The organism is Flavobacterium sp. Root901, from assembly GCF_001429765.1.
Lineage (GTDB): Bacteria > Bacteroidota > Bacteroidia > Flavobacteriales > Flavobacteriaceae > Flavobacterium.
This window is the reverse complement of record NZ_LMJB01000008.1, coordinates 179,454-200,575: the sequence shown is the minus strand read 5'-3', so window position 1 is coordinate 200,575 and position 21,122 is coordinate 179,454. Positions and strand designations below refer to the sequence as shown.

General features: G+C 33.1%; 23 protein-coding genes and 1 tRNA gene. 16 read left to right on the top strand and 8 right to left on the bottom strand.

Annotation, left to right across the window (positions count from 1 at the left end):
• Positions 1 to 239 precede the first annotated feature (239 nt).
• Positions 240 to 1,439 carry an ectonucleotide pyrophosphatase/phosphodiesterase gene (locus ASE21_RS16440; protein WP_057123783.1) on the top strand — a complete coding sequence of 400 codons (1,200 nt, stop codon included), beginning with the start codon at positions 240 to 242 and terminating at the stop codon, positions 1,437 to 1,439.
• A 317-nt stretch (positions 1,440 to 1,756) separates the two neighbouring features.
• Here the strand turns inward: ASE21_RS16440 and ASE21_RS16435 are convergent, their stop codons facing one another.
• The 4 genes from ASE21_RS16435 to ASE21_RS16420 form a co-directional block, all read right to left on the bottom strand.
• Positions 1,757 to 2,596 (bottom strand): oxidoreductase, encoded by an 840-nt coding sequence (locus ASE21_RS16435; RefSeq protein ID WP_057123782.1) that lies wholly within the window; start codon positions 2,594 to 2,596, stop codon positions 1,757 to 1,759.
• Positions 2,597 to 2,687: 91 nt separating this feature from the next.
• Positions 2,688 to 3,596, bottom strand: coding sequence for a helix-turn-helix domain-containing protein (locus ASE21_RS16430; RefSeq protein ID WP_057123781.1), 909 nt, complete (start codon positions 3,594 to 3,596; stop codon positions 2,688 to 2,690).
• Between the two features lie 232 nt (positions 3,597 to 3,828).
• Positions 3,829 to 5,358 (bottom strand): SulP family inorganic anion transporter, encoded by a 1,530-nt coding sequence (locus tag ASE21_RS16425; protein WP_057123780.1) that lies wholly within the window; start codon positions 5,356 to 5,358, stop codon positions 3,829 to 3,831.
• 241 nt (positions 5,359 to 5,599) lie between these two features.
• A complete protein-coding gene (locus tag ASE21_RS16420) occupies positions 5,600 to 5,812 on the bottom strand; it encodes a hypothetical protein (RefSeq protein ID WP_057123779.1) in 213 nt (70 codons plus the stop codon).
• A 197-nt stretch (positions 5,813 to 6,009) separates the two neighbouring features.
• Between ASE21_RS16420 and ASE21_RS16415 the strand changes: the two genes are divergently transcribed.
• The 15 genes from ASE21_RS16415 (at position 6,010) to ASE21_RS16345 (ending at position 17,929) form a co-directional block, all read left to right on the top strand.
• Positions 6,010 to 7,008: a sensor histidine kinase gene (locus tag ASE21_RS16415; RefSeq protein ID WP_057123778.1), complete on the top strand. Its 999-nt coding sequence runs from the start codon at positions 6,010 to 6,012 to the stop codon at positions 7,006 to 7,008.
• A complete protein-coding gene (locus tag ASE21_RS16410) occupies positions 6,981 to 7,691 on the top strand; it encodes a LytR/AlgR family response regulator transcription factor (protein WP_057123777.1) in 711 nt (236 codons plus the stop codon). Before ASE21_RS16415 ends, ASE21_RS16410 begins: the two co-directional genes overlap by 28 nt.
• 345 nt (positions 7,692 to 8,036) lie before the next feature.
• Complete coding sequence (locus tag ASE21_RS16405; protein WP_057123776.1) at positions 8,037 to 8,498, top strand: energy transducer TonB; 462 nt, start codon at positions 8,037 to 8,039, stop codon at positions 8,496 to 8,498.
• 66 nt (positions 8,499 to 8,564) lie between these two features.
• Positions 8,565 to 8,942, top strand: a complete 378-nt coding sequence (locus ASE21_RS16400) for a hypothetical protein (RefSeq protein WP_057123775.1) — start codon at positions 8,565 to 8,567, stop codon at positions 8,940 to 8,942.
• Between the two features lies 1 nt (position 8,943).
• Positions 8,944 to 10,167, top strand: a complete 1,224-nt coding sequence (locus ASE21_RS16395) for a hypothetical protein (protein ID WP_057123774.1) — start codon at positions 8,944 to 8,946, stop codon at positions 10,165 to 10,167.
• 171 nt (positions 10,168 to 10,338) lie between these two features.
• Positions 10,339 to 10,803, top strand: coding sequence for a hypothetical protein (locus ASE21_RS16390; protein ID WP_057123773.1), 465 nt, complete (start codon positions 10,339 to 10,341; stop codon positions 10,801 to 10,803).
• A gap of 383 nt (positions 10,804 to 11,186) precedes the next feature.
• Positions 11,187 to 12,416 carry a TMEM143 family protein gene (locus ASE21_RS16385; RefSeq protein ID WP_057123772.1) on the top strand — a complete coding sequence of 410 codons (1,230 nt, stop codon included), beginning with the start codon at positions 11,187 to 11,189 and terminating at the stop codon, positions 12,414 to 12,416.
• Between the two features lie 29 nt (positions 12,417 to 12,445).
• On the top strand, positions 12,446 to 12,961 hold the full coding sequence (locus ASE21_RS16380) for a DUF2199 domain-containing protein (RefSeq protein WP_057123771.1): 516 nt from the start codon (positions 12,446 to 12,448) through the stop codon (positions 12,959 to 12,961).
• 46 nt (positions 12,962 to 13,007) lie between these two features.
• Positions 13,008 to 13,472, top strand: a complete 465-nt coding sequence (locus tag ASE21_RS16375; protein ID WP_057123770.1) for a DUF962 domain-containing protein — start codon at positions 13,008 to 13,010, stop codon at positions 13,470 to 13,472.
• 109 nt (positions 13,473 to 13,581) lie between these two features.
• The gene (locus ASE21_RS16370) at positions 13,582 to 14,328 is read left to right on the top strand and encodes a hypothetical protein (protein ID WP_057123769.1); all 747 of its coding nucleotides are present in this window, start codon (positions 13,582 to 13,584) and stop codon (positions 14,326 to 14,328) included.
• 72 nt (positions 14,329 to 14,400) lie between these two features.
• Complete coding sequence (locus tag ASE21_RS16365; protein ID WP_057123768.1) at positions 14,401 to 15,081, top strand: metal-dependent hydrolase; 681 nt, start codon at positions 14,401 to 14,403, stop codon at positions 15,079 to 15,081.
• 149 nt (positions 15,082 to 15,230) lie between these two features.
• The gene (locus tag ASE21_RS16360) at positions 15,231 to 16,079 is read left to right on the top strand and encodes an alpha/beta fold hydrolase (RefSeq protein ID WP_057123767.1); all 849 of its coding nucleotides are present in this window, start codon (positions 15,231 to 15,233) and stop codon (positions 16,077 to 16,079) included.
• Positions 16,080 to 16,203: 124 nt separating this feature from the next.
• Positions 16,204 to 17,058 (top strand): hypothetical protein, encoded by an 855-nt coding sequence (locus ASE21_RS16355; protein ID WP_057123766.1) that lies wholly within the window; start codon positions 16,204 to 16,206, stop codon positions 17,056 to 17,058.
• Positions 17,059 to 17,119: 61 nt separating this feature from the next.
• Positions 17,120 to 17,722: a dihydrofolate reductase family protein gene (locus ASE21_RS16350; protein ID WP_057123765.1), complete on the top strand. Its 603-nt coding sequence runs from the start codon at positions 17,120 to 17,122 to the stop codon at positions 17,720 to 17,722.
• 15 nt (positions 17,723 to 17,737) lie between these two features.
• Entirely contained in the window at positions 17,738 to 17,929 is a 192-nt protein-coding gene (locus tag ASE21_RS16345) for a hypothetical protein (RefSeq protein WP_057123764.1), read from the top strand.
• 58 nt (positions 17,930 to 17,987) lie between these two features.
• On the opposite strand, the gene ASE21_RS16340 is transcribed toward ASE21_RS16345, so the two are convergent.
• The 4 genes from ASE21_RS16340 to ftsZ all read right to left on the bottom strand — a co-directional run bounded on the left by ASE21_RS16340 (position 17,988) and on the right by ftsZ (position 21,085).
• Complete coding sequence (locus ASE21_RS16340; protein ID WP_199858513.1) at positions 17,988 to 18,188, bottom strand: YqaE/Pmp3 family membrane protein; 201 nt, start codon at positions 18,186 to 18,188, stop codon at positions 17,988 to 17,990.
• Positions 18,189 to 18,310: 122 nt separating this feature from the next.
• Positions 18,311 to 18,384: transfer RNA gene (locus ASE21_RS16335), tRNA-Arg, on the bottom strand.
• A gap of 70 nt (positions 18,385 to 18,454) precedes the next feature.
• Positions 18,455 to 18,904, bottom strand: a complete 450-nt coding sequence (locus ASE21_RS16330) for a GatB/YqeY domain-containing protein (RefSeq protein ID WP_057123762.1) — start codon at positions 18,902 to 18,904, stop codon at positions 18,455 to 18,457.
• Positions 18,905 to 19,105: 201 nt separating this feature from the next.
• Positions 19,106 to 21,085, bottom strand: a complete 1,980-nt coding sequence (ftsZ, locus tag ASE21_RS16325; RefSeq protein ID WP_057123761.1) for a cell division protein FtsZ — start codon at positions 21,083 to 21,085, stop codon at positions 19,106 to 19,108.
• Positions 21,086 to 21,122 lie beyond the last annotated feature (37 nt).

The following is a 21,122-nucleotide window of genomic DNA, read 5'->3' as shown; positions in this document are numbered from 1 at the left end:
GCCGGATAAAATCCGGCGCTTTTTTTTAACATAGATTCACATCAAAAGTTTTTTTGCCATGAATTACACGAATTTGCCGAATTGTTTTTTGATGAATTATATTTAAAAATTAGTGGAAATTCGTGTAACTCGCGGCAGCTTTTTTCAAACATTACGACAAACTTTTTTCGTTAGTTTAACATTCTCTTCTTCATTTAAAAATGGTTTAGTGCTAACTTTGTTTTCTTTAAAATTACACAATGAGAAAATTCCCAACTCACCTTTTACTATCTGCATTTTTACTTCTTACCTTTTTTTCAAATGCCCAGATAAACAAAGAAAATTATGTTGTTTTAGTTTCTATGGATGGATTTCGCTGGGATTATCAAAAACAATTTAAACTGCAAAATCTAAAACAAATAGCAAAACAAGGAGTTCATGCCAAATCAATGAAACCTTCTTATCCAAGTAAAACTTTTCCAAATCATTATTCGATTGTAACGGGTCTTTATCCTGATCATCACGGAATTATCAATAATGTTTTTTACGACAGCACTTTAAATGAATCTTTTTCATTATCATCAAGTGCAAAAAATGATTCCAGATTTTATGGCGGAAATCCTATCTGGAATGTTGCCGAACAGCAGGGAGTAAAAACAGGTTCTTTCTTTTGGCCGGGATCTGATATTGACAAAAGGAATCCGGGTTATTATAAAAATTACGATAATAAAATTCCGTATGGTGCCAGAATTGATACAATTTTAAAGTGGCTGCAGCTTCCTGAAAAACAAAGACCGCATTTAGTGACTTTATATTTTGATGAACCCGATCATACTGGGCACAATTTCGGACCGCTTTCTCCTGAAAACAAAAAAATGGTTATTAAAATGGATTCAATTATGGGAGAATTGTCCCGCAAACTGGATCAACTGACAATTGGAAAACAAATCAATTTAATCATCGTGTCAGATCACGGAATGGCTAACATCAGCAATGATAAAAAAGTTGCTGTCCTGGATTATCTAAAACCGGAATGGCTTGGATATAAAGATGTAATTAATCCTATTATGAGTCTGCAGGCAAAAACTGGATTTCAGGATTCTATTGCGAAAGCATTGAAAAAAGTCCCGCATATAAAATTTTGGAAATCCTCTGAAGTTCCTAAAAGACTGCACTACGGAACCAATCCTCGTGTGCATGATTTTGTTATTGAAGCAGATAAAGGATGGAGTTTAGTAAATAAGAAATCTCAAAATATAAAAGGCGGAACACATGGTTATGACAATAATGAAAAGGATATGCATGCTATTTTTTACGCAAAAGGTCCGTCCTTTAAAGTCGATAAAACCGTTAAAACATTTCAAAACGTTTCAGTTTACCCTTTAATTGCCCACATTTTAGGCTTGCAAATTGACACAGTCGATGGAAAATTAAGTGATGTTGATGCAATGCTTAAATAATGTGTCAATTTGGAAATGTAATAATTAGAAAAATTTATTATTGGAATTAATTGCCCCCAGCTAAATCTGGAGGTTATTGATATAGTCAAAGGCTTTAGCCAAACTTTATAGTTCGGCTAAAGCCTTTTCGCACGATTCATTTTTATTCCTCCAGCTTAAGCTGAAGGCAATTGAACAAAATATTCATAACAGCATATCTGTAGAGGCATACTGTCTTGCGTCTAACACAACGTAACCATAACCTTTAATAATCTATAACCTTAGACGCATAGCAATACGTCTCTACAGAAAATTGGGATGTAATATTTATCATCGAATTAGAAATTCGTCGAAATTGAAACCTCCTTCCATTCTTCTAATTCCTTCTGAACACTTGCTATTTTTTGGTTAGCCATATTGAAGGCATCTTCACCTAAAAACAAATGCAGCGGCGGATTCTGATCGTGACTTGCTTTTATTAAAGCTTCTGCTAATTTTACAGGATCTCCCGGCTGATTTCCGTTAATGTCATCCTTGTGAGTACTTTCAGATTCTCTTACATTTTTGTATTCTGTAATTGGATTTTCAGGCAGTAATAAAGAACTATCTTTTAAGAAATCAGTTCTAAAATAACCCGGATATACAATAGTGGCATGTATTCCAAAAGGTTTAATTTCTGCATTCAATGATTCGGTCAAACCTGCTACCGCAAATTTTGTAGAGCAATAAATTCCCCAGCCCGGAAATTCTCCGTAGTAACCTCCAACAGAAGAAATATTAAAAATATGTCCTGATCTTGCGGCACGCATGTAAGGCATAGTATTTCTGATTACATTCAATAACCCGAAAACATTTACTTCGTAATTTTTTCTGGATTCAGCATCACTTAATTCTTCCAGCGTTCCTAATAAACCATAACCGGCATTGTTTACTAAAACATCAATTGTTTTAAAATGGCTTACAGCTAATTCGATTGCATTTTTAACGCTTTTTTCATTAACCAAATCCATTTCAAGAGGAAGAAAATTTTCAGACGGATTTCCTAATACTTTTACTAAAGCCGCTTCACTTCTTGATGTTGCTGCTACCTTATAACCTTCTGCAAGTAATTTTTTAGCTAATTCTAATCCAAGTCCTTTTGAAGCACCTGTGATAAACCAAACTTTGTTATTTCCCATGATTTTAAATTTTTACGTTTTAATTACAGGACAAAGGTATTGGCGAAGTGCTTCTCAAAAATTAAATTAATCAAGCAAGAAGTTGCAAAAATCAAACAATTTCTGCCAAGCGATAATTTTTTGGAGACACCTGAACATTTTTCTTGAAAAAATTGATAAAATGAGACAATTCTTCAAAACCTAAACACCACGCAATTTCATTAATATTCCAATTCGTTTGTTTGAGCAGAATCATCGCTTCCTGCATAATTCTTTCCGAAATAATCTGAGAAGTTGTTTTTCCGGTGGTTTCTTTCAAAGCTTTATTTAAATGATTTACATGTACATTTAACTGACTTGCATATTCAGAAGGCGATCTAAAATTAACCTGCTGTGATATCGATTCAATAGGAAACTGACGTTCTAATAATTCCAAAAATAAAGATGAAATACGAATTGTTGCATTTGATTTACTGTATAATGAAGTACTTACAGTTTGTGTTTTGAGTGCGAGGTGGATAATTTCAAAAACAAGATTTCGAAGTACATCATATTTAAAAGCGTAATCTGAATTAATTTCATCAAACATTCTTAAATAAACTGCTTTTAAAGATTCGGCCAATTCTGTCGAAATAGGTACAATAGGATTTCCGCCTGGCTGAAATAAAGGATATTCTTTTAAATTTCCATACTGACTGAAGAAAGCATCGGTAAAAATGCAGAAAAATCCGGTTTGATTTTCATCGATTTGTTCCCAATTATACGGAATCTGCGGATTGGCAAAAAACAAAGCCTGATCTTCAATTGCCACAACTTTATCAGCATAATGAACTTTGTTTTTCCCGATGATTAAACTAATTTTATAAAAGTCTTTTCGGGTGTATGGAAATGGCTTACAAATACTTCCAACAAAATCATCTAATTTAAAAACATTAAAGTGTCCGATTTCTTTTTTAAGATTCTCGGGCATTCCATTTACTTTAATAGTGTAAAAATCTTCTAAGGTTTCTGTGAGTTTCATTTTGTAAAGTTACGAAAATCAAATTACTTTAATTAGAGAATTGGATAATTAGTCAATTAGACAATTAGTCAATGAGATAATTATTCCAAATTATATGAATTGACTTCTGCTTTTAGCTGAAGGCTATTGACTTAACTTTATGTTAGACGCACTGCTGTGCGTCTCTACAAATACATATCATCTAAATTCATTATCTAATTATCTAATTGACTAATTACCACATTCTCTAATCTCAAGAAACCACTTTATAATTAGGATCCTCAATCACATTTACCTTAATCACTGCGTCGGCGTTTTTAAGCAACTGCCTGCAGTCTGGGCTTAAATGCTGCAATTCTATAATTTTATTTGCCTGACTGTATTTTTTGGTCAGATTATTTAATGCTTCAATGGCCGACATGTCTGCAACACGGCTTTCTTTAAAATCAATTATAACATGATTTGGATCGTTTTGCACATCAAATTTTTCTAAAAAAGGAGTTATGGAGCCAAAAAATAAAGGGCCAAAAATTTCATAATGTTTTACACCATTTTGATCAATAAAATGTCTGGCCCCAATTCTTTTTGCACTTTCCCAGGCAAAAACCAAAGCTGAAATAATCACTCCAATTAAAACCGCCAAAGCCAGATTATGCAATACAATAGTAATTAAAGCGACTAAAATTCCAACAAAAATATCGTGTTTAGGCATTTTATTAATTATTCTGAAACTTGCCCATTCAAAAGTGGTAATCGCAACCATCATCATCACACCGACCAAAGCAGCCATTGGCAATTTTCCAATTACGGGCGCTCCAAAAAGTATGATAATTAAAATTGTCAAAGCAGCAATAATCCCGGAAAGTCTGGCACGTGAACCAGCACCAAGATTTACTAAAGTCTGCGCAATCATAGGACAGCCGCCCATTCCGTAGAAAAAACCATTTAAAATATTCGAACTTCCTTGTGCAATACATTCACGGTTGCTGTTTCCACGGGTTCCGGTAATTTCGTCGACTAAATTCAGCGTAAGCAAACCCTCAGTTAAACCAACCGCTGCCACGATAACCGAATACGGAAATATTACTTTTAAAATTTCAAAAGAAATGGGAATATTGGGAATATGAAACGGAGGAAATCCGCCTTGAACGGAGGCAATATCTTCGACTGTTTTAGTTTCAATATTAAAAACAATTACCAAGGCAAAAACCACCATAATAGCCACTAAAGATGCCGGAACTGCTTTTGTAATTTTAGGAAAAACCAAAACAATACCAATTGTCAAAGCAACCAAACCCAGCATAATATATAAAGGAGTTCCCTGAAGCCATGAAACCTGACCATTTACAATGGTTTTAAATTGCTCGAGCTGCGACATAAAAATCACTACCGCCAAACCATTTACAAAACCAAACATAACCGGCTGCGGAACAAGTCTGATAAACTTTCCGAGTTTAAAAAGTCCGATACAAATTTGTACCACACCGCCAAGTGCAACTGCAGCAAATACATATTCTATTCCGTGCGATTTCATTAAAGCGATTAAGACAATTACTGTTGCTCCCGCTCCGCCTGAAATCATACCGGGTCTTCCGCCAAAAACAGCGGTAACCAATCCGGCGATAAAAGCCGCATACAAACCAACAAGAGGAGGAAATCCGGCCAGAATAGCAAATGATAATGATTCAGGAATCATGGTCATTGCAACCGTCAAACCGGCTAAAATTTCATTTTTATAATTGACCTTTTGAGTAAAATCGAAGAGTTGGAAAGCTTTTTTCATAAGCCACAAATGTAGAAAATAATGGCCAAAAGAAAATTAACATTTCCTGAGATTAGAAAAGTTACAGCAATAAACTGAAACAGTAAACTAGCAAAACTGTTTTAGAAGCAAAACGAAAACCGAAAGAATAAAACTTATCATTTTAAGTGTTTTAATTATTTAGAAGAAATTATTACGCAAAACTACCTATAAACTGATATATTTAGCTGCGTATTTTTACCTGTTTTATTGTAATAAAATGTTAATCTAAACGAATACACGTATAACCAAGACGGTTTACATAATAAATAATATTGTCACATTGCAATTCTAAACCTTCAACACGAAGGATTTTGTCACAGTCTTCTAAATCAAAATTAATTTTGTATGAAGGAAACTGTCTCTTAATTACTGCAATAATATAATTGGTTTCTGTTTCTTTCTGAACATTTGTTTTAAAAATCTCAACAACCATAACTATACGTTTTTAATCCTTTAATCTGAATTTCTTCTGACCAAAAAAATACTTCTTATCTCTGTCAAAATTAAATTACAAATCTTTAATATTATAGAATTTTTATACTAATGGCGTATGATTTATACGAATGGCGTTTGTATAAATTATTATTTACAAATAGCTATAAACTACAATATTAGATTATTTTTGCCGACATGAAAATTCTCAAAATTTACCAAAACTTCTTTTTCAGAAACCTCATCGTGCATACCTTCATATTACTGGTGATTTTTGCCTGCGTGTATGATGAACTTCGTTTGGCGGGTCATGACTTTTGTTATGTAATCAGTAAAATTGCAATAGGATATTTCCCATGTATTATCTGGATTACCGTTTTTAATCTTTTTATAATCAAAAAGTTATTATTCAAAAGAAAAGTAAAAGTATTTTTTCTGCTGTTTTTAACGTATTGGACTTCTTTTTACTTTTTCATCAATTGGTTTTTCCCTTTGGTTGGATTTGGAAATTTCAAAACACTCCAGATATTATCGCTTCTTATCAACGGAATGTTCTTTTATTTTATCCATGTTGTGATCACCAAAAAAATAATGGATGCTGATAAAGATATAATGAATTTCAAGTCTGAACTTTCATTTTTGAAACAGCAGCTCAATCCGCATTTTCTGTTAAATGCCATGAATAATCTTTATGGAGAAGCCTTGTCTGAACCGGATAAAGTTCCGGACAGAATCCTGAATCTTTCTGATATGCTGCGTTATCAAATCGAAGCCACCAAAAAAGATTATGTTTTGGTTGAAGAAGAAATTGCTTTCGTAAAAAAATATATTGAATATTATACTTTTAGAAATGATCGCTTAAAAGTAACTCAAAATTTCGAAGGTAATCTGGACGAAATTGAGATTCCGCCTTTGTTCTTTTTACCTTTGGTCGAAAATGCGGTTAAATTTTCTGCCGAAACTACAGAACCTTATATCATATTAGATTTAAAAGTAAAATCCCGAAATTTGGTTTTTACTATAAAAAACAACTGTATAGATTCCGGATCGCGTGTTTCTAGCACCGGAATTGGAATCGAAAACCTAAAAAGGCGTTTAGAAGTTTACCGTTTAAAACATGATTTGAGCTGTAAAAAAGAGAAAAATATGTTTGTTGTAAAATTAAGTATATGGCACTTACCTACCGCTGTCTTATAGTCGACGATGAATCGCCGGCACACAAGGCGCTTGCTTCACATATTTCAAAGTTTGAAGAACTGGAACATTCCGGAAGTGCTTTTAGCGGAATGGAAGCACTCAAGATGCTCAATGCCAACCAATACGATATTATTTTTCTCGATATTAATATGCCTGTAATTTCGGGTGTCGAATTAATGGAGATGCAGCCCAACCGGCCGCTCACGATTGTGACCACTGCTTACTCTGATTTTGCACTTTCGGCTTACCAAAACGATGCGATTGATTATCTGCTAAAGCCTATTTCTCCCGAGAAATTTGCCAAAGCAATTGAAAAAGCCAAAACCTATTTCTCCGGAAATAACCTCAAAAAAGAAAATAATGCCGACGCAAAAGTACTTTCTTACCGCCTAAACGGACAAAATATTGATATGCCGCTTTGTGATATCATATATATTGAAAGTCTTGGCAACTACATGAAATTGTATTGCACCAAATTCAATTTGCCTCATATTGTTTATGGTTCGCTTTCCAGTATTGCCTGCGAAATCGACAGTTCCAGTTTTGTCCAGGTTCATCGATCTTATATTGTAAACGTGAATAAAATCTCTGCCGTAACATTTAAAAACCTTACTATGTCTAACGGAGAAGTTATTCCTGTTGGACGCAAATACCAGATTTTACTGGATAGCTTTCCTAAATAATTCTTATCAGAAATATAACTTTAAAATCCTCAACTTAAATTAGTTGAGGATTTTTTTTTAGTAATAAAATACCGTATAAATACGTAATGTGGTTTTTTGAAATTTTGGTAATCTTGTTTCAACAAATTGCAAATTGAGATGTAGGCAATAACAGCTCTCATTATACTATTGTAGTCAATTTTAAGGGATATTTTGAACAAAAAATCTGCTCAAGCTTTAACTAAAACGAAAGAAACATTTAAGAATTACTAGCAAAAAATTAAAAGTTTTTTAATCTCAAAAATCTCTGTAAAACCATAAAATTCTTACATTAGCATCATTAAAATACTACCAAAAACTGCCAAAATGAAAAACCTAATCCTACTTTTGACATTGTTAATTACCACAATTTCATTTGCTCAAACTGAAAGTCAAGTAAACAGAGAAGAAACAAGAACCGTTGAAGACAAAATGGAGGCAACACAACGAATAGTTGATTATGAAAATGAAATATTTCGCGACGGAAGTATCGAAATAAATCCTGAATATCCCGGCGGACCAGAAGCTGTTGACACTTACCTTAAAAAGAAAATTAAAGTGAGCAAAGAAGAACTTGAAAAACAAGGTAATAAAAAAATTTACGCTCAGTTTGTTATCGAAAAAAATGGCAGTTTAAGCGATATTAAAGTTTTAAACAGCAGCAGCACTGAATTATCTGAAGAATTTACCAAAGCGCTTAAAAAAATGCCAAAATGGAAACCTGCAAAGCAAAACAACCAAATCGTTAGAAGCTCTTACATTTTAGTTTTTAAGCCTAATACTAATTGATACTTCGATTAGTATTTCCTTATCCGATTAACATAGCTTTAAAACGTTAACTAACCCCACAAAACTATGAACAAAGAAAGAACCGCTTTAGACACTTTATACTTCGTAAACGATTCTAACAAAAAAGTATCGCTGGAAGTTATCACAGGAGGATTGGGTCAAACCAGTACTTTTGATGCTAAAATAGACGGCATTTTAGATCTTCAAAAAATAAATGGCAATCTTCCGCCCACTATTATCACTGATAATAAGAGCTTAAAAGGAAAAGTTTTAATTCTTTCCTGCACAATTACGGATACATCAAAAGACACCAATTATACCGAATTAAGAATACGGTTAAATGGCGGAATTATGTTTCTCGAATATCCATTATTTGCCAATGTAGAAAAGGAAGGCGATACGGTAAATTATCGTTGTGTTATTCGTTTCTTTAATCCTTCATAATATGAAAAAATCACTCTTATTATCAGCTCTTATCTGTTTATTATCAGTACAGTTGCATTCGCAGGACAAAGGAATTGACTTAGATGTTTTAAGAGCACCGTCGTCTCCGGCATCCAATTTATTAGGCATTGCAACAACCGATATTGATAAACCTACCGATATTTCGTCTTTTATGGTTTCTGTACAATCGGCGAGTAATTCTTTTACAGCGTTTCCTTCTAATTACGGAATCGATCTTTCACCTTATTATTTATTTGCAAAAGGCTCAACCGATTTTACGACAAAAGGTTTACAGGACAAAGATTTTAAAAGCATTTTCAAGCAGACTTTTATTATTTCACTTGCCATTTCAAATCCGGATTCGACCAATACTTCTTTCAATTATAAAAGTACCTACGGCGGATTAGGTTTTAAATTTTCTATCGCCAGAGGTGAATACGATTCTATTACAAAAGCAAATCTGGATTCGATAATTGTAAGACAGGATAAAATCAACAAACTTTCTATGCAGGCCATGGAAGAATGGCTTAACAATAATGATGAACATTACAGATCGCTTTTGAAACAAAGAGAAGATTTAATGAAAGGCATCACAAATCCAGATGATATTAAGAAAGTTATGGAAAGTGATAAATATAAAAAAATAGAATCTCAGTTAAGCGATATGCTGACGAACTTCAAAAAATCGGACAAAGAAAAACAATTACACGATGAAATAAGTGCTATAGCTTCAAAATTTCAGACACAAAGAATTGGTTTTTCATGGGATGTAAATGGAGGTATCAGCAGCGAATTCAGAAACAGGAATTTTGAAAACAGTAAAGTTTACAATGCCGGAATCTGGACAAACTTTGGTTATACCAATAGTAAAGGATTTGCTTTTCTGGGGCTTTTAAGATACTTGTACAATCCTGATAAAATTCTGGCTCTGGATAATAATGTCAATCAAGTAACAGATCTTTCAACATTAGATACCGGAGGCCGAATTGCCTATTCTAAATCACAATCTAAATTTAGCTGCAGCGTAGAGGCTATTTACAGAAGTGTACTGAATGGAAATGCAATAGATCCTTCGTGGAAAATGATCATTAACGCCGATTATTCTATTCTTAAAAATCAAAAACTGACTTTTTCTTTTGGAAGGGATTTTGACGGAACGATTCATAAAGACGGGAATTTAATTGCAGCCTTAACCCTTATTGCCGGATTTGGAAATAAAAAATAAGATAATCTATCGTCTAAAAAAGCTGTACAAAAAATAAAAAACATTTGTACAGCTTTTTTATTCACATAAATATTAATTTTTCGAAAAAAAATCCTCAACCAAAATAATTTTCTTACATAAATAATTAATTATCTTCGCTGACTAAGAAGTGCTAATATAATTTTTTAGAAAATGTCCATTCTTAATTTCCTATTTAAAAAATCAGATTTAGAATGTCCCAGATGTCTGGGTAAAGGATTTGTCGACCGCGACGATATCCGACGTTTAAAAAAACAATTAAAATGGGTACCCGCACCCTGCGCATACTGCAACGGATCTGGAAAAACTACAAAAGAAATGCTTTCAAAAGTTCCCGTCGACATTACTTATCTTACTATCGATTTACCCGAATCTGAAATCGAAAAAATAAAAAATGGCGATAAGGAAACACTCGAAAAAGGAAAACAAAAAGAACTTTTTTTAGATCATCTGATAAAATATGTTCAGGATCAATATGCAAATAACATGGATGCTGAGACTATTGCAGACTTATATTTGCGCACAGAAAGTGAAAATGCTTTATTTTCTATTGAAAGAGAAAACCTGATACAATATATTCAGGAAATAATCGAATTAAAAAAATCTGAATTCAAGTAAAAAATATTTCAAAAAAAATAAAAAACAGGTATAAATACGTATTGCCAGAATTTTAATAAGTAGTAAAATTGCTGTGAATAATTTTTTCTTTTAGAATATAGTCTTCCGAAAGGAAAACTTGTAAATTTTGTCTATTTTTTGGAACACAAAAAGTGAGATTTCCTATCGCTGGTAACGATTCGAAATCTCACTTTTTATTTTTATTTCATACAATCCTAATAATCAATGCCTTACTTCCGAAATTAAATCCTAAAGAAAATTTTTTCGGATTTTGGTTTATTGAATTTTATAGTTCTTTTAGCAAAATCGATAAGTAAAATATTTTCAACCTTTGTACCTTTGCCCCTCCACGCCAAAAAACAAATTAAAGCCCTGATATCAATATGATACGAGAACATTATATTCCCTTCAACAAGGAATTCTTACTCGAGCAACAAATTGCAGCTTTCGCCGAAGATAAACAAAAGGTTGATAATTTTAAAAAGCTGTTCGATATTATCGAACATTATTATCATTACGAATCGTTTAATCTTAACCGAAATCTAAAACAGCACTATGCCTTGTATGATCCTGATTTGAGCGAAAAAGAACGTGAAGGTTTTATTGGCAAAAGTGACTTTTCTGTTTTTAAAGAGACGCTGCTTGCTGTTTTGGACCGTGGCAATTATCATAAAATTGATCAGGAAACTTTAAAAGAAGCTATTAAGCAGTCAGATCTGATAGGTTTAAATCTTGCGATTGATTTTAATGCTTTTAAAGATTATGAATTGTATGCAAGAGGACATCATACAGCAAAAGAAAAAGTTAAGAAATATTATTTCTGGAAAAAAGAAGTTGAAATTGAATATTATGACCGCGTTCTTATTTACCTCAATTACAGCGACGCCGATTATTTGACTCAAAAGAAAGTCAAATTAGGAAAAATGCCTATTGATCCGGGCTCGATTGCTTTGAAAATTTTTAAGCGGGTACCTAAAAACGATCTTGAAACCATTTTTCCAAATGCAGTTCCAAAAATGTCCTTAAAAGACAAAATGCTGCTTTGGGTTCCGGGAATTTTTGGCGGCATTTCATTATTAAGTGCCAAAGTAATTCCGGCGTTGCTTAATATGTACAATGCGTATCAAACAGGCGAAACGATCGATTTATTAAACAGCAAAACCTCCTTAAATCAGGGATTAATTGCATTAGGAATTCTGGCTGCATACTGTTTCAGACAATACAATAATTTTATAAACAAGAAAATCAGATATTCTAAAATGCTTTCAGACAGTTTGTATTTTAAAAATGTCGGAAACAACAGCGGGGCTTTTTATTCCCTTTTAAATTCATCTGAAGAAGAAGCTTTAAAAGAAACTATTTTAGCCTATACTTTTTTAAATAAAAGCAAAAACCCACTTACCGCTCAGGAACTGGATTCTCAAATCGAATCCTGGTTTGCATCACAATTAAATACCGAATTAGATTTTGACGTTAACGACGCTTTATTAAAATTAAAAGTCATTGGTCTTGGAATAGAAACTAATGGAAAATGGGAAGTTATTCCGCTAAATGAAGCACTTATAAAAATTGATGAACTATGGGATAATGTTTTTGATTATAATCAAAAATAGTTCGCATTATTTTACCTAAAAAACCAAAAATGTACCATTATAAATGTTCCTGCTGCGGAGAAATTTTTGATGAAATGCCGCTATGTTTTGGAAGTGAATTTCCGGCATATTATTTTTCTGTTCTACCTGATGAAAGGGAACAACGAATTGAATATGGGGAAAGCTGGTGTTATATTGATGAAGAACATTTTTTTCATCGCGGAAGATTAACAATTCCGATAATTGATTACCATGAAGATTTAGTTTTTAATGTTTGGACAACAATCAGCGAAGACAATTTCTGCCTGCGAATGGATCTATGGGAAGATCCGGAGAGGATAAATCAGGAACCTTATTTTGGCTGGATGCAGACAGATGTACCTACTTATGGCAAAACAATATCATTAAAAAGTATTGCCATTGAACAAAATTTAGGATTGATTCCCGAAATAAAACTGATCGAAGAAAATCATCCTTTGACAATCGATCAGCAAAACGGGATAACATTTGAAAAAGCCATTTCTATTGTGGATCAAATCATGAAAATACAGCACGGTAAAACCTAAAGAAAAATTTATTAGATTTACGCTAACTAACCTTAAAACCACAAAAATGAGAACATTAGACCAATGGTTTGCAGAATATGCCGCAAGTCATCAAAACCCAAAAAACAAAGCGATACATTACATTTGCGTGCCGGCAATCTACTTTTCAATCGTCGGTTTATTAATGAGTATTCCGAGTAATATAATTGCGGATACTCTAAAACTGAATTTACCCATTATCGAAAACTGGGCTTTTGTAGTTTTGCTTTTTGTTCTCGTTTTCTATATCAGATTATCAATTGCAATGGCTGTTAAAATTGCCATTTTTTCCGCAATTTGTTTAGTTATAAATTATTACATAGGCCAGGTTTTTCCTTTATGGATATTTTCAATCGGCGTATTTGTAATTGCCTGGATAGGCCAGTTTTACGGACATAATATCGAAGGTAAAAAACCTTCATTCTTAAAAGATCTTCAGTTTTTATTAATTGGTCCGGCCTGGGTTGTAGAGAATTTGTTTTCGAGAAAATAATTTCCTTTTTTTAATTCAGAAAAAATCTTATCATACAAAATATTCATTAAATAATTAATTTTCAGTAATTTAAAATGTCATAACTTTATTCTTCAAAAAATAAAAAGTTATGAAAATAAATACTCAGGAAATAAAAATTGAAAGCTATGATATTTTCACTTACAGAAGAATCAGGCGTGCTATTGGCTATTTAGGATTTTTACTGCCCATATTATTGGTTGGATTTTCTTTAATCCCTTTTTTTCAAACCAAAACGCAGCCTTCAATAAGTCATTTTTACTATACAAACCTGCGGGAAATTTTTACCGGAACTTTATGTGCCGTAGGTTTATTTTTAATTCGGTACAAAGGCCACGGCAATAAATCAATTTGGAAAAATGACAATTTACTAACAAACGTTGCCGGAATCATGGCGCTGGGCGTTGCGCTCGTCCCGACAAATCCCGAAGAGATATCACAAAAAATCTATACCATTATTCCTTCAACTGCAAAATGGCTCGGCTGGCTTCATTATGGGTTTGCTGCCATGCTTTTTTTGATCCTGGCTTTACTCGCAATTCATGTTTTTACAATTGGTCAGGAAAAAGATCCCAGAGAACCTAAAAGTATTTTACACGAAAATAATATTTACAGAGCCTGTGGTTATATTATTCTGGCTTCAGTGGTTCTGGTTCCTGTCTCAGAGTCTTTAAAACTGTTTTCTTACTCAACTTTAGTGTTTGAGGCGCTGGCACTTTTTGCCTTTGGAACAGCGTGGCTTATAAAAGGACGTGTTTTGGGAGATCAGGGCAAAATTGGTCAAAAATTATATCAGGAAAACAATCCGTTAGATACTGAAAAAATATTTGAAGAATAAAATACCTAATTCTGCTGGTATGTTTTTTGGCTTAAAAAATTAAACTATTATTAATTTCAAAATTTAAATATCATGAAAGTAACGTACTACGGCCATTCTTGTTTTTCTGTGTATGCTAATGGAAAACACCTTTTGTTTGATCCTTTTATTACTCCAAACGAATTAGCAAAAGATATCAATGTCGACGAAATAAAAGCCGATTACATTTTTATTTCTCACGCACATTATGATCATATTCTCGATGTCGAAAGAATTGCAAAAAACACGGGCGCGAAAGTACTTGGGAATTTTGAAATCTACAACTGGCTTTTAAAAAACGGAATCGAAAATGCGCATCCAATCAATCCGGGCGGAAAATTCAGCTTCGATTTTGGAACAGTAAAATGTGTAATTGCACAACATCCGAGCAGTTTTATGGACGGAAGTTACGGCGGTATTGCAACTGGTTTTGTCCTGACAACCACAGATGGAAATTTTTATTACAGCGGAGATACAGCACTGACTTTAGACATGAAACTGATTACGAAATTTACTAAACTGGATTTTGCCGTTTTTCCAATTGGTGACGGATTAACAATGGGAATTGAAGAAGCAATTGAAGCATCAAAACTTGTTGAAACCAATAAAATTTTAGGCGTCCATTACGATACTTTTGGCTTCATTATGATGGATCATCAAAAAGCTTTAACCGATTTTAAGAATGCAGACCTGAATCTTTATCTGCCTAAAATTGGAGATACGATCGACTTATAATATTCTCGGTATTTCGTAAAATGTTTCTTTTTTAGCGAAATAAAAACAGTAAATATTTCATTTTTTCTCCAAAGGCTGATTTTTCAAATCTTTATTTAAAGGCATTAAAATTGTTTTATTAATTCATTATTAACCAAAAACTTAAAGCAATGAGTACTAAAATAGATGCTTCAAATTCGGAAACTAAATTTGCTGATTTTTCTGATCGAAAAATCGCTTACCGATCAATTGGCCAGGGAAATTCCATTATTTTAATTAACCGATTCAGAGGAACACTTGATACATGGGATCCTTTATTTCTGGATTTACTTGCAGAAAAATATCAGGTTGTTACTTTTGATTATTCGGGAATTGGTTATTCAACCGGAAAATTACCAACCGATATTAAAGAAGTAGCCAAAGATGTAAAAGATCTGGCCGATTACCTGAAAATAGAAAAAGCAGCTTTAATGGGCTGGTCCTACGGCGGATTAGTAACGCAGGCCGCAACATTTTTATATCCAGAACTTGCCACGCATACCATATTGCTTGGCACAGGTCCGGTTGGTGAAAGAGTTGTCCCGCTGGAACAGGCTTTTCTTGATCATGCTTTAAAACCAATTAATGATTTTAATGATGAAATTATTTTGTTTTTCGAACCTGAATCTGAACAAAGCAAAATAGCCGCAAAAGCTTCTCATGATCGAATTGCAAAAAGAATTGACGTATCTAAGATACCTTCAACTATGGAAGTTTTTCAATTGTATTTTTCAGGAGGCGAAGGTGCTGTTGCAGATAAAGACAATTTTAGAGAAAAATTAAAAACAACCAAAACACCTATATTAATTATTTCCGGAGATCATGATATTAGTTTTGATGTAGAAAATTGGTATACGCTGACCAAACAGCTTCCAACATCACAGCTAATTGTGCTGCCAAAAACAGGGCATGCTCCTCAGCACCAACATATTCCACTGGTAGTAAATTACATTGATAATTTTCTACAGAACACGAAATAGATTTCCGGAAATTTAAATTTAGAAAGTGAAAAGGACAATTAATGATTTATTTTTTGTCCTTTTTTTATGATTAAAAATAGTGCGGAATAATTTTATATATTAGCGAAACAAACCAAATTTAGTCATGAGAAAAATCTTTATAGCCATAACTTTCGCAGTTTTATTTTCTTCCTGTAATCAAACTAAAAAACCAGCTTTAGATAAAAAAGCCATTAAAAATGACAGCATCAAAATTGAAGATTCTACCACAACAAAGCTGTCAGATTTAGAGTTATTGGAGTTGTTTTCTAAAAACAAAAACGAAGTTATTCTCAAATTAAAGTCAATATCTGATAAAGATGCTAATGCATTATATGAAAAATATTTTGAGGAAAATGGTTATCTTCTTCATAAAATAGAAGAAAAACAAGCTGCTATACTGGATAATTTCTACAGTGAAAATACAGTCGACCAAAAAAATGTGAAACTTTTTGAAGAAAAACTTTCAAAGTATCAATTAGAAATAGAAGAAATTGGTGAAGGCTATGTCGAAATCACAACAAAAAATGATTTCTATTACAACATCTTTAAAGATTACGTGACGAAAGACTACAAAGATTATTTATACCTGAAAAGTGAAGAAAACAAATCCTTATATTCTGCAGATGCAGGACTTATTATCACTTTTAAGGATTTAGGCGACAGAATAATTTCGTGGGAAAATTTTATGACCAAATATCCGGATTCAAAATTGATCAATTCCGTAAAAGACGAATACAAACGTTATCAAATGGATTATTTAATAGGTCAGGATAATACGCCAACTTTTGAAAAAGCAGCAGATGAAAAATATATCTATCCGGAAAACATAAAGGAATTTGACCGCTTTATAGCAAAATATCCAAAAAGCCCGACCGTTCCTTTAATATATTTATTGAAGGAGAATTTTAAAAATGAGAAGCTTTATGATATGATAACGACTGAACAGGCTAAATTATAAGTTATAAATATTTATACCTCACATTCTTCTTTAATTTATACTAATCATAAAACATATTACTATGAGAAAAATAATTGTTTTATCTATGATTTCGTTAGATGGCGTAATGCAGGCTCCCGGCGGCCCGGAAGAAGACAAAACAGACGACTTTAAATTTGGTGGCTGGACAGCACCTTTTGGTGATGAAGCTTACAGTAAGGCTGTACAAAACGAACTTAAACCCGCAGATTATCTTTTGGGAAGAAAAACTTTTGAAATATGGGAAGATTACTGGCCTAAAAACACAGAATTTTGGCCTGGAATTAATGAAGGTAATAAATATGTTCTCTCCAGGACCAGAAAAAAATCAGATTGGAAAAATTCTACTTTCATAAAAACCCTGGCTGACATAAAAAAACTAAAAGATTCTGAAGGTTTGGATATTCAGGTATGGGGAAGCAGTGAACTTATCCACTTACTTCTTAAAAATGATCTGGTAGATGAACTCCGATTAAAAATTCATCCGTTGCTGCTTGGCAAAGGGAAAAAACTTTTTGATAATGCTGCACATCCTTCAGGATTCGAATTAATTGAAAGTAATGTAACCACAACCGGGGTAATTTTAGCGAGTTATAAACGTGCAGGAGAGGTACAAACAGGAAATGCAGGAGAAACTATTAAGTAACCCATTTAGCCAAATATGGAGAATAAAAATAACGTACCAGTATTTACTTTTAGCATTATAGCTATCATTGTAGGCGCAGCACTGTATAAGCAATTCGATTTTGAAAAACTAACATTTGAAAAACCGGCACTGGCGATTGTATATTTAATTGTTTTTGTTTTTTCAATTATCGTTCTAATTAAAGGTCTTAAAAAAAGAACTGAGTAATAATTACGTTGTGAGAGTGCAGCCACTTAAGAGTAAAACTTTGCAAACAGAAGTTTATTTACCTGGCTTTCATTGCCTTAATCAATTTTTCATTACGTTTATCTGCTCTTGAATTCTGCAGAGAAATTACAGCCCAAATTGAAGCAGGAATCCAGCCAATCAAAGTAATCTGCAAAATTAAGCATATAATAGCAGTAAAAATTTTACCTCTTAATAAAAAAGAAAGGGACGGAAAAAATATTGCAATTAGTGTCATCATAAATAATTATTGTTTGTCATTGATTAAAGTTTTATACTATTTCAAGTTTCAATATAACAAAGTTTTCTCAAACCAATAAAAAAGCCTGCAAAATTATATTATGCAGGCTTTTAATTTGATAGTGACCGCGGAGGGGTTCGAACCCCCAACCCTCAGAGCCGAAATCTGATATTCTATCCAGTTGAACTACGCGGTCAGGTTATTTTAGATTTATGATTTTAGAATTCAGATTAATCTAAAATCTGAACTCTAAAATCTAAAATTATTTAAGACAATAACTTTTTTACAATTGTAGAAATAGTTTTTCCTTCAGCAGTTCCGCCTAATTGTGCAGAGGCTAATCCCATAACTTTTCCCATAGAAGCAATTCCTGAAGCTCCTGTTTCTGCAATAATTTTTGCAATTACAGCTTCTACTTCTTCTTCGCTTAACTGAGCTGGTAAAAATTTCTCGATTATTGCTACCTGAGCTAATTCCGGTTCAGCTAAATCAGGACGATTTTGTTCTGTAAAGATTCTTGCGCTTTCTTTACGGGTCTTCACTAATCTTTGAAGTAATTTAATTTCTTCGTCTTCTTTTAAATCTTCTTTAGATCCTGAAGCGGTAGAAGCCAATAATAATTCTGATTTAACGGCTCTTAATGCTTCTAATGCTACTGTATCTTTTGCTTTCATGGCCGTTTTAATCTCGTCCATGATTTTTGTTTGTAAACTCATCTTTATTTTTATTTGAATAAGCTTTGCTTATAAAATTGATATTGTATTGAAAGTTGTCTTCCACTTCATTCAAACTGACAACAGAATTAACTTTAAAAGTTAAGTTAAGAAGTCAAATTTCTAAATTCTGTGCGAAGATAAAAAAAATAACCCGAAAATTAAATCCAATTTTCGGGCTATTCTATATTATGATTGTAAAAATTAATCTACGTTGTCGTGCAAAAATGAATTGTTTGAACGCAATTGCAAATCATTGTTACTATCTGTTCCAACCGAAATTCTCGAATTTGTATTGTTAGATTGAGAATTTGACAAATCAATTCCTAATCTTTTGTAAGCCGGCTCTTTTTCAAGCTCATCGATTCTTGAAACGTTATTGTGAAATTTATAATTAAATTCTTTTAGTTTCTTTCTTCTTTCTTCAGCTCTTAAACGTAAAGTTTCCTCAATTGTTAATTCTAATGGAGAAACTTCAGAAGTTGTTGTAAAATCCGGCTGACTTGCAAAATCAACTTTTGGTTTCAACGTAATGTTTAATTCCTCCGGAACAACGTCCTCAACAACCTTTTCAACTGGTTTAGAAGTCATTAAATCATTTTCAACTTCCATGTATTCTTCCAGCGAATATTTAATAATTCCGTTTTCAGAAAGTTCTGTTACAGGCACAAATGAAACCGGATCGTTTACTTTTATGTTACGGGTTTCGTTTGTCAATTCAAACATGATCTTATTATCCTGTTCTGCAGCAGGCTCTTTTCTAACTTCTGGTTCAGACTTAAAAAGAGGCAGATCAAATGAAAAAGTTGTTTGTTCTTCTCTTTCAAAAGTTCTTTGCTGTACAGGTTTTACTTCCTGAACTGTTTGTGCTGCCGGAGTTGAAATTTTAAAATCGATATCAGTAATTGGTGAAACGATTTCAAAAGTTACATCCAGATTTTTAATAAATTCAGACATTACAACCAATTCTTCCTGATTAATTGTTGGTGTCGTTACCGTAACAGCCGGCGCTTGTACGGGAGCAGCCGTATCTTCCATTAAATCAAAAATAACCTTTTCTTCAGATTTTGCTACAGGTGTTTCTGCATTTAAATCAAAAGAGGTAAGAGGTCTGTTTGTTAAATTATGAACACTTCTCTGCTCATCTTCTAACGTATGAATGATTTTTTTAGGCTCTGTATTAACAATTTCGTTTTGTTGTTCAACATCAAAACCAGTAGCAATAATAGTTACGGCAATAGCTTCACCAAGGCTTTCGTCTTCTCCAACCCCCATGATGATATTTGCATTATAACCTGCTTCTGCCTGAATGTGATCGTTGATTTCTCCGATTTCGTCAAGTGTTATCTCGTTAGATCCAGAAACGATAAGCAACAATACGTTTTTGGCTCCTGTTATTTTATTATCATTTAATAATGGAGAATCTAATGCAGATACAATTGCATCTTTTGCTCTGTTTTCTCCTTCTGCCACAGCAGATCCCATAATAGCTGTTCCGCTGTTTGCCAAAACTGTTTTAGCATCGCGTAAATCGATATTTTGAGTATAGTGGTGTGTAATTACTTCAGCAATACCTCTTGAGGCTGTTGCTAAAACTTCATCTGCTTTTGAGAATCCTGCTTTAAAACCAAGGTTCCCGTAAACTTCTCTTAATTTATTATTGTTGATTACAATTAAAGAGTCTACTTGTTTGCGTAATTTTTCGATTCCTAAAAGTGCCTGCTCCTGACGTACTTTCCCTTCAAACTGAAACGGAATTGTTACGATACCAACGGTAAGGATTTCTCTTTCTTTTGCTAATTGTGCGATAACGGGAGCAGCACCTGTTCCGGTTCCTCCACCCATACCAGCTGTAATAAATACCATTTTAGTACCGCGGTCTAACATTTTTTCAATGTCGGCGATACTTTCAATAGCAGACTGCTGTCCTACGTCAGGATTTGCTCCTGCTCCAAGACCTTCTGTTAAATTTACTCCTAACTGAATTTTGTTAGGCACTGAACTGTTCTGTAGTGCTTGTGAATCTGTATTACAAACTATAAAATCAACACCTTTAATACCTTGCTTAAACATGTGATTAATAGCGTTGCTTCCTCCTCCACCTACACCTATTACTTTGATTACATTTGATTGATTTTTCGGTAAATCAAATGAAATGCTTCCAAATTCTGAGTTGCTCATCATCTTTTTGGTTTTTTTGAAAATTCTTATTTAGTACATT

Bases quoted from the DNA above. Each gene is read 5' to 3' on its own strand.
- ASE21_RS16365 (WP_057123768.1), top strand. From the start codon at position 14,401: ATGAAAGTAACGTACTACGGCCATTCTTGTTTTTCTGTGTATGCTAAT.
- ASE21_RS16340 (WP_199858513.1), bottom strand. From the start codon at position 18,188: ATGATGACACTAATTGCAATATTTTTTCCGTCCCTTTCTTTTTTATTA.
- ASE21_RS16380 (WP_057123771.1), top strand. From the start codon at position 12,446: ATGTACCATTATAAATGTTCCTGCTGCGGAGAAATTTTTGATGAAATG.
- ASE21_RS16375 (WP_057123770.1), top strand. From the start codon at position 13,008: ATGAGAACATTAGACCAATGGTTTGCAGAATATGCCGCAAGTCATCAA.
- ASE21_RS16395 (WP_057123774.1), top strand. From the start codon at position 8,944: ATGAAAAAATCACTCTTATTATCAGCTCTTATCTGTTTATTATCAGTA.
- ASE21_RS16385 (WP_057123772.1), top strand. From the start codon at position 11,187: ATGATACGAGAACATTATATTCCCTTCAACAAGGAATTCTTACTCGAG.
- ASE21_RS16345 (WP_057123764.1), top strand. From the start codon at position 17,738: ATGGAGAATAAAAATAACGTACCAGTATTTACTTTTAGCATTATAGCT.
- ASE21_RS16415 (WP_057123778.1), top strand. From the start codon at position 6,010: ATGAAAATTCTCAAAATTTACCAAAACTTCTTTTTCAGAAACCTCATC.
- ASE21_RS16440 (WP_057123783.1), top strand. From the start codon at position 240: ATGAGAAAATTCCCAACTCACCTTTTACTATCTGCATTTTTACTTCTT.
- ASE21_RS16355 (WP_057123766.1), top strand. From the start codon at position 16,204: ATGAGAAAAATCTTTATAGCCATAACTTTCGCAGTTTTATTTTCTTCC.
- ASE21_RS16410 (WP_057123777.1), top strand. From the start codon at position 6,981: ATGGCACTTACCTACCGCTGTCTTATAGTCGACGATGAATCGCCGGCA.
- ASE21_RS16370 (WP_057123769.1), top strand. From the start codon at position 13,582: ATGAAAATAAATACTCAGGAAATAAAAATTGAAAGCTATGATATTTTC.
- ASE21_RS16420 (WP_057123779.1), bottom strand. From the start codon at position 5,812: ATGGTTGTTGAGATTTTTAAAACAAATGTTCAGAAAGAAACAGAAACC.
- ASE21_RS16405 (WP_057123776.1), top strand. From the start codon at position 8,037: ATGAAAAACCTAATCCTACTTTTGACATTGTTAATTACCACAATTTCA.
- ASE21_RS16435 (WP_057123782.1), bottom strand. From the start codon at position 2,596: ATGGGAAATAACAAAGTTTGGTTTATCACAGGTGCTTCAAAAGGACTT.
- ASE21_RS16430 (WP_057123781.1), bottom strand. From the start codon at position 3,596: ATGAAACTCACAGAAACCTTAGAAGATTTTTACACTATTAAAGTAAAT.
- ASE21_RS16350 (WP_057123765.1), top strand. From the start codon at position 17,120: ATGAGAAAAATAATTGTTTTATCTATGATTTCGTTAGATGGCGTAATG.
- ASE21_RS16400 (WP_057123775.1), top strand. From the start codon at position 8,565: ATGAACAAAGAAAGAACCGCTTTAGACACTTTATACTTCGTAAACGAT.
- ASE21_RS16330 (WP_057123762.1), bottom strand. From the start codon at position 18,904: ATGAGTTTACAAACAAAAATCATGGACGAGATTAAAACGGCCATGAAA.
- ASE21_RS16425 (WP_057123780.1), bottom strand. From the start codon at position 5,358: ATGAAAAAAGCTTTCCAACTCTTCGATTTTACTCAAAAGGTCAATTAT.
- ftsZ (WP_057123761.1), bottom strand. From the start codon at position 21,085: ATGATGAGCAACTCAGAATTTGGAAGCATTTCATTTGATTTACCGAAA.
- ASE21_RS16360 (WP_057123767.1), top strand. From the start codon at position 15,231: ATGAGTACTAAAATAGATGCTTCAAATTCGGAAACTAAATTTGCTGAT.
- ASE21_RS16390 (WP_057123773.1), top strand. From the start codon at position 10,339: ATGTCCATTCTTAATTTCCTATTTAAAAAATCAGATTTAGAATGTCCC.